We start from the raw sequence: 11629 nt of genomic DNA on the forward strand, positions 1-11629 counted from the left end.
TCTAGTAAAATAATTCATATGAATTTTCCAACTTCTACATTTTAAACACAGAATAACATTCTATTCTATCGCCTTTAATGCTTCAACCATATCCACCTTTTTAAGCTTTCTATGAATGACTATCATAACTAAAAAGGCAAAGGCCACAGTTATCAGTCCCGATAGTATAAAGTTGGTAAGTCTTAGTCTTGGATCCAACATGGCACTATCTGGAATGAGTCTAGTTATGATTATTAGATGCATTAAATAACCTATTAGATAGCCAAAGAGTATTCCGATAAGAGTTAGAAGGAAGGTCTCTCTGTAAATATAGGCGGTGACTTCCTTGTCATAAAATCCTAGAACTTTAATGGTTGAAAGCTCCCTAAGCCTTTCCGACACGTTGATATTGGTTAGGTTGTAAAGTACCACAAAGGCTAAGATGCAAGAGAAGGTGATTATAATAAATACCACCATATCCAGTGATTTTAACAAAGTATCAAAGATATTGGCGTGGTTTTCAATATTTAATACATTTACCACGGCTTTGTTGTCATTTACCTCTTCTATAAGCTTATCCGTATCCTTATTTTCTCCCTTTTGGAAGATTATCATATCTGCATTTGGCTTTAACTCTTCTCCAAAGACCTCTTCATAGTAATCCCTTGGCATATAGATATAATGTCCTGCATAAGTTTCGGAAATTCCTCCAACCTTTAACCTATGGTAGGAGTTGTCCGTTGTTTTTACATCCATACGGTCCCCAACTTTCAGATTTTTAACCTTGGAGAGTTTTTCTGAAATGATAACCGTTCCCTTTTTTAAGGTAAGGGGATTTCCAGTTTTTCTGTCCCTAAGTTTGATAAAATCTATTAAATCCGTAGTGTTTTCAGGCACCATCAAGGTAATTTCATTGTCGGGACCAACTTTTGCATCGGCCTTTAAATTGTCTATGAAGATGGATTTTGAATTTCTAATCTTCTTCTTATTCTCCAACAACTCTTTATATTCCTTATAGGCTGTTGGGCTTATGTCCTCGTTGTGTACTGCTATGGTATCATATTGAAAGATCTCACCATACTGTTTATCCATTACAGAGGACAAGGAGTCCTTTATTCCAAATCCCATAAAGATTAGACCTGTACAACCGGATATTCCGATTATGGTCATAAGCATTCTCTTTTTGTATCTAAAGAGGTTTCTCATGGTCACCTTTTGCATAAAGGATAATTTATTCCAAATAAACCCTACCCTTTCCAGTAAAATTCTTACACCGCTCTTTGGTGGTTTTGGTCTAAGGAGGGATGCTGCATTTTCTCGTAGGGAGTTATTAGTAGCAAGCACTCCTGCAAAGGTGGTACATAGCACACCTAAGGCTATGGCTATCAAGGAATATTTTAAATTATAGGGTATGTTTCCACTATCGATAATGTAATGGGAGGCATAGGCTCCAAAGATTATTGGAGAAATCAGCTTATGCCCTATGATTACCCCTAGGATTGAACCTATAACAGAGGCAGCTCCACCATATATAAAATACTTTTTCATTATCTCCAGATTCTTATAGCCTAGTGCCTTCAATGTACCTATTTGTATCCTCTGTTCATCCACCATTCTAGTCATGGTGGTCAAAGATACCAATATGGCTATAAAGAAGAAAAACACCGGGAATATATTGCTGATGATGTCAAGCCTTGATGCCTCATCGTAGTAATTGTAAAGTATGACACTACTCTCCCTACTGTCGATTACATATTCCGGCTTCATCAACACCTTCAAAAATCTTCCTGCATTGTCCAGCTTTTCTTGAGCTTTGTCGATTTCATCCTGTGCTTCTTTTTCTTTAGTCTTTAACTCTTCTTCATTTTTAGCTATTTCCTTTTCTGAATCCTTTAATTTTTGAAGGCCTTCCTTAAGTTTTGCCGCTCCCTCCACCTTACCCTTTTCCCAAAGGGCAGTGTTTTCATTTAAAATGGCCATAGCGGTATTGTACTGGATTTCTCCTTGGTCAAATTCCGCCTTTCCCTTATTGTATTCCTTTAACTTTTTATCGTAGAGGTCCTTGCCCTCCTGCCATTTCTTTTCCTGTTCATCCAAGGTCTTCTTCGCCTGGGCAAGAGCGGGTTTTGCATCTTCCAACTTCTTTCTTTCAACCTTTATGGTCTCAAGGCCCGCAACCGCTTGGTCCCTTTTAGCCTTAAGGTCGGAAACCTTTGAAATCCCACTATTAATCTCATTGATTGCCCCTTGCACCTGGCTTATATTTGTATTTATCTGCCCTAATTTAGCTTCAAGGGGTGAAACTTGGCTTTCCAAATCCCTTTTTTGAGCCTTTAAAGCTTCAAGTTTTACCTTGATATTTTCATCTTCCGGGTTTTGAGATAGTGCCTCTTCAAGCTGGGCTATACCTTGACTCACTTCTGAGATAGAGTTCTTAAGTTGAGAAAGTCCCGCTTCCAATTCCCCTTTGGCCTTTTGTAGCCTTTCTAAATTCCCTTGAAGTTCTGGAAGGCGACCTTTTCCCTGTTCTATCTTAACCAAGGATTGATCAATTTGAGTAATGGAATTTTTAAGCTCTATCTCCTTGGCATTGAGATTATTTATCCCATCTTCTATTTTTTTAAGGTTTCCTTCATACTCTGCCTTACCCTTGTCTAGAGCTTCCTTGCCCTTATCCACTTGCTCCTTTGCCTTGTCCAGCTCTGCCTTTCCCTTTTTCAGTTCCTCTCTACTCTTGTCCAAGGAAGGCTTTGATGCAAGTAGTTCTTTTCTTCCCTCCTCTAGACTCTTTTTACCGTCGGCAACGGACTTTTCATACTTAGCTTTTTGTTTTTCATAGTCCTGGTATCCCTCTTGCACCTTTTTCTTGGCGTCTTCAATCTGGTTTTTACCGTCTTGAATTTGGTCTTTTGCTAGCTTTATCTTCTTTTCTCCGTCCTTTATCCTGTCGATTATATCTTGACGATTTTTTTCATAGACGGTGGATTTTCTTCCTGTAAATAGATTTTCCAAGTCCTTTCTAGCGGTTCTTGCCTTCTCTCTATAGTCCTCGTTTTTAAATCCCCTGTCCTTAATGGATTTAAGTAGTATATCCACTTTCGAGTACTGGGCGTCATTAAAGTCTTCCTTTAGAATAAATCCAAGTTCATCTACGACTCCTGCTCCAAGTTTAGTAGATCCTAGTTCCACATTGTCAACATAGTTAGGACTTCTTACAAATCCTGTAACTTTATAGTCATAGGTCTTTAGAGAATACTCCTTCTTTTCCTCTTCAAAGCCGTAGGGGTTTAGATCTTCCTTTTCAAGGTTGATATTGTCTCCAATTTTATATTCTTCCACCTGGCTTACATTTAAAGCAATCTCTCCAGACTTTTCTGGAAGTTTTCCCTCCACCACTTCCGGCTTAGAAATCTTTTCGTTTATGGAGTTAATCCTCATAACCTTCTTGTCTTTATTGTAGTAGTCATTTTCATAGACCACTTCATAATCTGAAAATCCGCCATAGGACTTAACTATGTCTATGTCCTCTTTCTCTAAGCCCACCTGGGATTTTAGGATTAAATCTGCAGCATTGGTCTTGTCTAAAAGCTTATCCGCCCTATCTATCATGATCGGGCCTGTGACCTTTAGACCTACAAAGACAAGGACTCCAATGGACACCATAATCAAAATTGACAGAAATCGGCCCTTAGATTTAATTATCTCTTTTAATATATCTTTGTTTATAGCTTTCATATTACCACTCTATTTCATCAATGGATTTTGGGTTAGGATTAAGCTTAATATCTCTAACCTTTGCATCGTTAATCTCAATAACTCTATCTGCAATAGGTGTTAGAGCTTGATTATGTGTTATTAAAATTACAGTTGTTCCCGTTTCCCTACAGGTTTTTTGTAAAAGTTTAAGTACGGACTTACCGGTCTTGTAGTCCAATGCCCCCGTAGGTTCGTCACAGAGTAATAGTTTTGGATTTTTAGCTAAAGCCCTTGCAATAGCAACCCTCTGTTGTTCTCCTCCGGAAAGTTGTGCAGGAAAGTTGTCAATCCTGCCTTCAAGTCCAACTTCCTTTAGAATTTCTGTAGCGTCCTTAGCGTCGGAAACTATCTGTGAGGCCAGCTCTACGTTTTCCTTTGTTGTAAGATTGGGTATTAAGTTATAGAATTGAAATACAAAGCCAACATCATCCCTTCTATAGGTGGTAAGCTCTGTTTCATTAAATTTTGAAATATCTTTCCCATCTACGATAACCTGGCCAGAGTCGTTGTTGTCCATCCCCCCAAGAATATTTAATACGGTGGACTTTCCAGCACCACTCGGTCCTACGATTATGGCAAGCTCCCCCTTTTCAATGGAGAAGGTCACGCCATTATTTGCATAAATTTTATTTGAACCAACTTGATAGGTTTTAACATTGTCGATCATTTCTACATAGCTCATTTAATCACCTGTCTGTACAAATTTTAAAAATAGTCTTATAATAGTATTTTACCATATGAGGAGTGATAATTACGAACTGGAATATAAGTTATGAAGATAGTTTAGAGCTTAAAGATAAAATTTATGTGGATATTAGATCTCCTTTGGAATATAGTTCAGAGACAATTCCTGGGGCAATAAATCTATATCTATTTACCGATGAGGAAAGAAGGGTCATAGGAGAAACCTATGTCCATCAGTCTACGGAATTGGCAAAGAAAAAGGGTATTGAATTCGTTTCAAAGAGACTTCCGGCATTGGTGTCTGAAATTTTAGAGCTGGAACATCAGTATAAGAGCATTGTAATATTCTGTTCAAGGGGTGGCTATAGAAGTAAATCCCTTGTTGGACTTTTAAACTCACTGGACATCAAGGTCTATAGACTAATTGACGGATATAAGGGATATAGAAGGTTTATTAGGGAGAACTTGGACCTACTTTCAAAGTCCATTAAGCCAATTGTTTTATATGGCAATACAGGTTGCGGAAAGACCAAGATCTTACACCTGTTAAAGAAAAAAGATATACCCACAATTGACTTAGAAGCACTTGCAAGTCATAGAGGTTCCATTCTAGGTCATGTAGGATTAAAGGAGCAGCCTTCTCAAAAGATGTTTGAGTCCTTACTATTTGAAGAACTGTCTAAGTATAGGGATAGGTGGGTCTTTGTTGAGGGAGAGTCCTCGAAGATAGGAAGGATAAACCTTCCAAAGTCCCTTTTGGAAAACATGAGAAATTCCTTTACTATTTTAGTAAAGTCTCCTATGGAACACAGAGTTAGTAACCTTGTGGAGGAATATGGTCAAAGGGAAAATAAAACCCAATTAATAGACTCATTAAAGAAACTTAGTGGCTATATTTCAAAGGAGAATATTGAAAAACTGATAGACCGTATAGAAAAGGGAGAACTTTCTTATGTAGCAAGACTACTATGTGAGAACTACTATGATAAAAGATATAAGAAAAGGGACTATGATGATGTGTTAGAAAATAGGAATGAAGAAGAATCCGCCAATTTATTGGTAGAGCTTTACAACATTATGGACCTAGTTCCAAAGATTATGAAAAGCAAGTAAAAGTCCTTTAACTTTTATTTGACTTTTCTTTTAAAATCTAATATAATTAACATCTGTACTTGGAGAATTGTCCGAGCGGCTGAAGGAGCACGATTGGAAATCGTGTAGGCGTGATGAGCGTCTCGAGGGTTCAAATCCCTCATTCTCCGCCAAGCACTAGACGGGGAACTAGCGATGCCCTGAACCTGCAATCGCTACAGCAGGGTTGAATTCCCGGCCTCGGCTTCTTACAATTTAAGTCTGCCCTATGTAAGTGGTGTTGACAAGCGGGTCTTACGCAACAGGAACCTATGAACCTGGTCAGATCGGGAACGAAGCAGCCATAAGTAGTCATTTCTGTGTGCCGTGAGGGTGCCTACTTCGAGCTAACTGCATAGGTAACGTTAAGAGGTGATTAGTCAAAGCCGGGTGTGCTACATAAATCATTCAAACCCCATACATCCAATATTTTGGATGTAGTATTTTAGCCCAACTTTTAAATCGGCTATAACTTTATAAACTATCCTATTATTTGGTTATCGTAATAGGATAGTTTTTTTATTGTCCAATATTAAAATTCAACCACATTATTCTATGGTTATATCCTCATCCTCTTCCTTCTGTCTTTGTGAGAAGCTATTGTCCTTAAAGTTATCCTTTTCTCCATAGATATCCTCTTTCCATGGCAGGATTATCGCCGCAATTATATACATAACAAGTCCTGTGAAATAAAATAGACTTAGTAGGGCAGTTGCAAGTCTTACAATTGAAACGTCAATGTCAAAGTATTCAGAAAGACCTAGGCAAACTCCTGCCACCATCTTGCCCTCTCTAACCTTATATAATCTCTTATCCATGTCTACACCTCTTTTACCTTTAGGTTTTTGTACCAGTTAAAACTATATTCTATGCCTTCCCAGGAGCATTTTTCGGTTTCGTTACAAAGCTTCCAATCCTTTTTTTCATCTAGGTTTGGAAAGAAAGCTTGAACTCCCGGAAATTCCTTATCTATCTTTGTGACAATACATTCTTCACAATAGTCTAGAAACTGTCTATATACCGAGTCTCCCCCAATTATCATAATTTCGTCAGGAGGATACTTAGAAACCTCTTCAAGGGCTTCTTCCACACTTCTAACTACAACCACATTGTCCCTTTCCTCCATGGACTTTGAAACCACAATATTTTTCCTATGTTTTAATGGCCTTCCCCCAGGAAGGGACTCCAAGGTGTTCCTACCCATGAGGACAACTTTCCCCTTGGTTTGATCCACAAAAAATTTCATATCGTCGGGGATGGAGATAAGCATTTCGTTGTCTTTCCCAATTCCCCAGTTTTTATCCACTGCAACTATCGCTTTCATCTTTTACTCCTTAACTGCACTCTTAATCAATGAAACCTCTATCCTTATTAAAAACCCTATACTATATAGCTACTGGAATATCCTTTATCTGTTCCCCAGCTTCATATCCTTCTAGGGAAAAGTCATCTACTGTAAAATCATAAAAGTCCTTTATATCCTTATTTATTATAAGTTTTGGCGCTTCATAGGCCTTTCTTTCTATCAATTCTTTAATTATCGGTATATGCCTATCGTAGATATGGGCGTCGGAAATTACATGGACCAACTCTCCTACTTCCAGGTTAGACACTTGCGCAAACATATGCATCAAAATAGAATATTGAACCACATTCCAGTTATTTGCAGCTAGAATATCCTGGGATCGTTGATTTAAAATTCCATTTAATCTATTTCCTGTAACATTGAAAGTCATGGAATATGCGCATGGGTAAAGCTGCATTTCATGAAGGTCCTCAAAGTTATATATATTGGTCATAATCCTTCTGGAATAGGGGTTGTTTTTTAAGTCAAATAGAACCCTATCCACCTGGTCGAACTCCCCTTCTCTGTATTTATGTTTTATTCCCAGCTGATAGCCGTAGGCCTTCCCTATAGTACCCTCTTCGTCAGTCCAACTATTCCAAATAGAGGACTTGAGTTCAGAAACCCTATTGGATTTCTTTTGCCAAATCCACAAGAGTTCATCCACTGCAAGTTTAAGAGGCGTTGGCCTTAGGGTCAATATGGGAAATTCTTTGGAAAGGTCGTATCTATTTACAACGCCAAACTTTTTAATCGTATGAGCAGGTGTTCCATCAGCCCATACAGGCCTAACTTTTTGACCTTCAGAAGAGTATCCACTTTCAAGAATATCCTTACACATATCTATAAAAATTTCATCAGCTCTGCTCATTTTCCACCTCTTATTTAATGATTTCCCAGGTCACTCCGTCCCTGGTATCCTTTAATTTTATACCCATTTCAGCGAGTTTGTCCCTGATTTCATCGGCTTTTTTAAAGTCCTTTTCAGACCTTGCCCTAGTTCTTTCTTCAATCATCTTCTCCACAAACTCATCTAGATTTTCCTTCTCTTCCTTCTTTGTCAAAATTCCTAAAACTTCCGCCAAGGCATTTAGGGAATCTAAAGTCTTTTGAACAAGCTCTTTTGAAGAGTCTTCGTTTAAATTGGTATTAGCAAATTTAACCAAGTCGTAGATAGAAGTTACACCATCTGCAGTGTTTAAATCGTCATCCATGGCTTCTTCAAAGCTTTCCACTATACTATCTACTTCCTTTAATAGCTCTTCCGAAGCGTCTTTTTCCTTTGCATTTTCAAGTAAGTTTTCAATTCTCTTCTTTCCGTTATAAAGTCTTTCAAGTCCGTTTTTTGTCGCTTCCATCACGTCTTTACTGAAGTTTATAGGCTTTCTATAGTGGACGGATAGAAGCCAAAACCTTACAACTTCCAAGTCATAGGACTTGCCAATATCATTTAGTAAAAAGAAATTGCCCTTTGACTTACTCATCTTCTCGTTGTCCACAGTTATCATGGAATTGTGCATCCAATAATTTGCAAAGTTCTTGTCATGAAGGGACTCGGATTGGGCTATTTCATTTTCATGGTGAGGAAATTGTAGGTCTTCTCCTCCTGCATGAATGTCTATGGTGTCCCCTAGGATGGAGCCTGCCATAACAGAACATTCTAGATGCCAGCCCGGTCTGCCCATGCCCCATGGTGACTCCCATGCCGGCTCTGATTCTTCTTTTCTCCTCTTCCAAAGGGCAAAGTCCATGGCGTTTCTCTTTTCAGAGGAGACTTCTATTCTCTTTCCAGCCTGTAATTCTTCTATATTTTTCTTTGATAGCTTTCCATAGTCCTTGGCCTTTGTAATATCAAAATATACATCTCCATCTACATTGTAAGCTATGTCTTTATCTTCCAGGCCCTTAACAAACTCTATCATCTTGCCTATATATTCTGTGGCTCTTGGGTGAATCGTTGCATCTTCGTTGAAGTTTAAGTCTCTGGAGTTGTCCAGATAGGCCTGGATGTATTTTTTTGTTATCTCTGTATAATCCACCTTTTCTTGTTTTGCCTTTTCAATAATCTTATCGTCAATGTCTGTAAAATTGCTTACATATTTTACTTCGTATCCCTTGTATTGAAAATATCTTCTTAAGGTATCAAAAACCACCATTGGTCTTGCGTTACCAACGTGAATATAGTTATATACTGTAGGTCCACAAACATAGATACCAACTTTGTTTTCTTCTATAGGAACGAACTCTTCTTTTTTTCTAGTCATGGTATTATATACTTTCATACAATCCTCCTTGTAAACATGGTAATTCTAAAATTCTTGTCTATAAAATAAAAGTCTCCTGCACATGCAAGAGACGAATAATCCGCGGTTCCACTCTAATTGATAAAATCCACTTAAGGGTTTTAACGGTGCCACCGGAATGTATTAAATCCATTATAACAAGCGCATAGGCCTACTAGGGTTAAAACATTTCACCAGACTGTTTCTCTCTAAAAACCCCTAAGTAGTTTTTTCTTGTTATCAATCAGATCTTAAATCTCTGATTGTTCTTGATCGTATTCAATTCTTAAGTCCTTTATATCCTTAGCCTTACCCTTCATTATCTCCAAAATTGTTCCCTCTTCCTTTACATCAAAGCTCTTTGATTCAGAAGAGATTACTTCAAAGGAGTTTATAGGGGAATCTTTAGTGTTTTTGCCAAAGATTACAATATATCCATCCTTATCAGTTCCATAGTAAATGCTGTTTAGACTTTGAGACTTTACCTCTTCATATCTCTTTCTATACCTGGATTTAAAGAGAAAGTCCTTCTCGAAAACCATAATCTTAAGGGACTCTTTGTCCTTATTGTCTTCAGCTGCAAAGAATAGGATATCCTGTTCTTCCTTTACCTTAGGGTCCTTGTAGTTTATCCTATCAACGCGACCATTGGAAATTTGATCGTAGCCATAGGTTTCATTATATTTATTGAATAGGACATATACGGCAGCAAAAAAAGCAGTAACAAATAAAATCAACAATAGTCCTGTAACAACTCTTTTTTTCATACTATGCCCCTTGGTTAAAATCTTCCAGTCTCTTCATTAGACCCTCTTTACCAAGTATCATTATGATATTTACCAACTCGGGTCCATGAACATTTCCAGTGAGAACGGCTCTAACAGGCATATATAGATTTTTACCCTTTACGCCAGTAGCCTTTTGAATCTTTTTCATCACAGTCTTTGCAAATTCTTCATCCACTTCATCAACTTGTGAAAGCTCAGACTTAAATGCCTCTACAAGACTTGGAACCTGTTCTCCAGAAGCCATTTCCTTGGCATCTTCTTCTACAATTTCAATCTTGTCCTTAAATAGAAAAGCAGATTGCTCCACTATGTCGGATAATTTTGAAATGGACTCTTGGAAGGTAGAAGCTATCAGTTCAAGTTTTTCCTTGGAGATGTCCTCATCAACTTGGCCTGCTTCAACCATGTATGGTTTGATTCTATCTGCAAGTTCAGAAACTTCCATGTCCCTTATATAATGTCCATTTACCCAATCAAGTTTTTCCTTATCAAAGACACCACCGGATTTTGAAACCCTTTTGAATGTAAATTGGTCAATCAGCTCATCCATGGACAGTATTTCGTTATTTGTCTCTGGAGACCATCCAACTAACGCAAGATAGTTTACAAGACCCTGTGGCAAATAACCCATCTCTCTAAAGTCCTCAACGGACACATCGTCATTTCTCTTGGAAAGCTTCTTACCAGACTTGTTTAAAACAGTTGGTAAATGAACATATTCTGGAGCTTCCCATCCCAATGCCTCATATAGGAAAACATGTTTTGGCGTTGAAGGCAACCATTCGTCGCCCCTAACAACATGGGTAATTCCCATTTCGTGGTCATCCACTACAACCGCAAAATGATAAGTAGGGAAACCATCGGATTTTATTAGGACTTGATCGTCCATGTCATTTGTGTTAATTGTGATTTTTCCTTTGATGGCATCGTTAAATGAGATATTCTGGTTTGCAGGTAGCTTCATTCTTACAACATGCTTTTCCCCTGCAGCAATCCTCTCTTTTGCTTCCTCTAAGGAAACACCTCTACAAAATCCATCATACCTTGGAATCATACCGTCAGCTTTTTGTTGTTCCCTAATCTGATCCAAACGTTCCTTGGTACAAAAACAGTAGTATGCCTTTCCCTCTTCAATTAGTTTATCCACATACTTATTGTAGATGCCTGCCTCAACCCTTTCAGACTGGATATAAGGAGCACAATCTCCAATATTTGTTACATTACCATCTTCATCTAAAGTAACGCCCTCGTCAATTTCAATGCCAGCCCAAGACAGTTCCTTAAGTAAATTTTCAATGGCACCTTCAACATAACGGGTTCTATCAGTATCTTCAATTCTTAAAATAAACTTGCCCTTTTGTCCACGAGCATATAAATAATTAAATAATGCAGTTCTAAGTCCACCAATGTGTAAGTAGCCAGTAGGACTTGGAGCAAAACGCAAACGTACCTCTTTCATATTCTCTCCTTCTATTACTAATCTATAATAAGTTTATCCATAAATGGAAGATTTTGCAATGTTATTAGAGAAATGGGGAAGTTTTTTGCTTGCAAAACTTCCAGAAAACTTTTTTGCCTACTAGAAGTTGTTAGACGAAGTTTTATAAACTTCACGGGAGTTTGACAGTTGAATACATACCAAAACCTTTAAACGCATTGAAAAA

At 37.9% G+C, this 11629-nt stretch carries 9 protein-coding genes, 1 tRNA gene and 1 other RNA gene; 3 read left to right on the top strand and 8 right to left on the bottom strand.

Features of this window, described 5'->3' with window-relative positions; translation table 11 throughout:
- Positions 1 to 60: 60 nt before the first annotated feature.
- Positions 61 to 3714 (bottom strand): FtsX-like permease family protein, encoded by a 3654-nt coding sequence (locus Q1K37_RS07130; protein WP_300410855.1) that lies wholly within the window; start codon positions 3712 to 3714, stop codon positions 61 to 63.
- 1 nt (position 3715) lies between these two features.
- On the bottom strand, positions 3716 to 4417 hold the full coding sequence (locus Q1K37_RS07135; protein ID WP_300410857.1) for an ABC transporter ATP-binding protein: 702 nt from the start codon (positions 4415 to 4417) through the stop codon (positions 3716 to 3718).
- A 62-nt stretch (positions 4418 to 4479) separates the two neighbouring features.
- On the opposite strand from Q1K37_RS07135, the gene mnmH reads away from it, so the two are divergent.
- The 3 genes from mnmH to ffs all read left to right on the top strand — a co-directional run bounded on the left by mnmH (position 4480) and on the right by ffs (position 5948).
- A complete protein-coding gene (gene mnmH / locus Q1K37_RS07140; protein ID WP_300410859.1) occupies positions 4480 to 5532 on the top strand; it encodes a tRNA 2-selenouridine(34) synthase MnmH in 1053 nt (350 codons plus the stop codon).
- Positions 5533 to 5593: 61 nt separating this feature from the next.
- Positions 5594 to 5684, top strand: a tRNA-Ser gene (locus Q1K37_RS07145).
- Positions 5684 to 5948: signal recognition particle sRNA large type (ffs, locus tag Q1K37_RS07150), an RNA gene on the top strand. The genes Q1K37_RS07145 and ffs overlap by 1 nt, the downstream gene beginning before the upstream one ends.
- A gap of 150 nt (positions 5949 to 6098) precedes the next feature.
- Here the strand turns inward: ffs and Q1K37_RS07155 are convergent.
- The 6 genes from Q1K37_RS07155 to gltX all read right to left on the bottom strand — a co-directional run bounded on the left by Q1K37_RS07155 (position 6099) and on the right by gltX (position 11424).
- Positions 6099 to 6368: a PspC domain-containing protein gene (locus tag Q1K37_RS07155; RefSeq protein ID WP_300410860.1), complete on the bottom strand. Its 270-nt coding sequence runs from the start codon at positions 6366 to 6368 to the stop codon at positions 6099 to 6101.
- A 2-nt stretch (positions 6369 to 6370) separates the two neighbouring features.
- Positions 6371 to 6874, bottom strand: a complete 504-nt coding sequence (locus Q1K37_RS07160; protein WP_300410862.1) for a dihydrofolate reductase — start codon at positions 6872 to 6874, stop codon at positions 6371 to 6373.
- Positions 6875 to 6935: 61 nt separating this feature from the next.
- A complete protein-coding gene (gene thyA, locus Q1K37_RS07165; RefSeq protein WP_300410864.1) occupies positions 6936 to 7766 on the bottom strand; it encodes a thymidylate synthase in 831 nt (276 codons plus the stop codon).
- 10 nt (positions 7767 to 7776) lie between these two features.
- On the bottom strand, positions 7777 to 9177 hold the full coding sequence (cysS, locus tag Q1K37_RS07170; protein ID WP_300410865.1) for a cysteine--tRNA ligase: 1401 nt from the start codon (positions 9175 to 9177) through the stop codon (positions 7777 to 7779).
- 251 nt (positions 9178 to 9428) lie between these two features.
- Positions 9429 to 9944 carry a hypothetical protein gene (locus Q1K37_RS07175; RefSeq protein WP_300410866.1) on the bottom strand — a complete coding sequence of 172 codons (516 nt, stop codon included), beginning with the start codon at positions 9942 to 9944 and terminating at the stop codon, positions 9429 to 9431.
- 1 nt (position 9945) lies between these two features.
- Positions 9946 to 11424: a glutamate--tRNA ligase gene (gene gltX / locus Q1K37_RS07180; RefSeq protein ID WP_300410868.1), complete on the bottom strand. Its 1479-nt coding sequence runs from the start codon at positions 11422 to 11424 to the stop codon at positions 9946 to 9948.
- Between the last annotated feature and the right edge of the window lie 205 nt (positions 11425 to 11629).

This window comes from Lagierella sp. (assembly GCF_029983815.1).
In the GTDB taxonomy this organism is placed as follows: domain Bacteria; phylum Bacillota; class Clostridia; order Tissierellales; family Peptoniphilaceae; genus Mediannikoviicoccus.

What these genes read in the sequence shown, in the direction of transcription:
- Q1K37_RS07155 (WP_300410860.1), bottom strand. Translation starts at nt 6,368, where the DNA reads ATGGATAAGAGATTATATAAGGTTAGAGAGGGCAAGATGGTGGCAGGA.
- gltX (WP_300410868.1), bottom strand. Translation starts at nt 11,424, where the DNA reads ATGAAAGAGGTACGTTTGCGTTTTGCTCCAAGTCCTACTGGCTACTTA.
- Q1K37_RS07130 (WP_300410855.1), bottom strand. Translation starts at nt 3,714, where the DNA reads ATGAAAGCTATAAACAAAGATATATTAAAAGAGATAATTAAATCTAAG.
- Q1K37_RS07160 (WP_300410862.1), bottom strand. Translation starts at nt 6,874, where the DNA reads ATGAAAGCGATAGTTGCAGTGGATAAAAACTGGGGAATTGGGAAAGAC.
- thyA (WP_300410864.1), bottom strand. Translation starts at nt 7,766, where the DNA reads ATGAGCAGAGCTGATGAAATTTTTATAGATATGTGTAAGGATATTCTT.
- Q1K37_RS07135 (WP_300410857.1), bottom strand. Translation starts at nt 4,417, where the DNA reads ATGAGCTATGTAGAAATGATCGACAATGTTAAAACCTATCAAGTTGGT.
- cysS (WP_300410865.1), bottom strand. Translation starts at nt 9,177, where the DNA reads ATGAAAGTATATAATACCATGACTAGAAAAAAAGAAGAGTTCGTTCCT.
- Q1K37_RS07175 (WP_300410866.1), bottom strand. Translation starts at nt 9,944, where the DNA reads ATGAAAAAAAGAGTTGTTACAGGACTATTGTTGATTTTATTTGTTACT.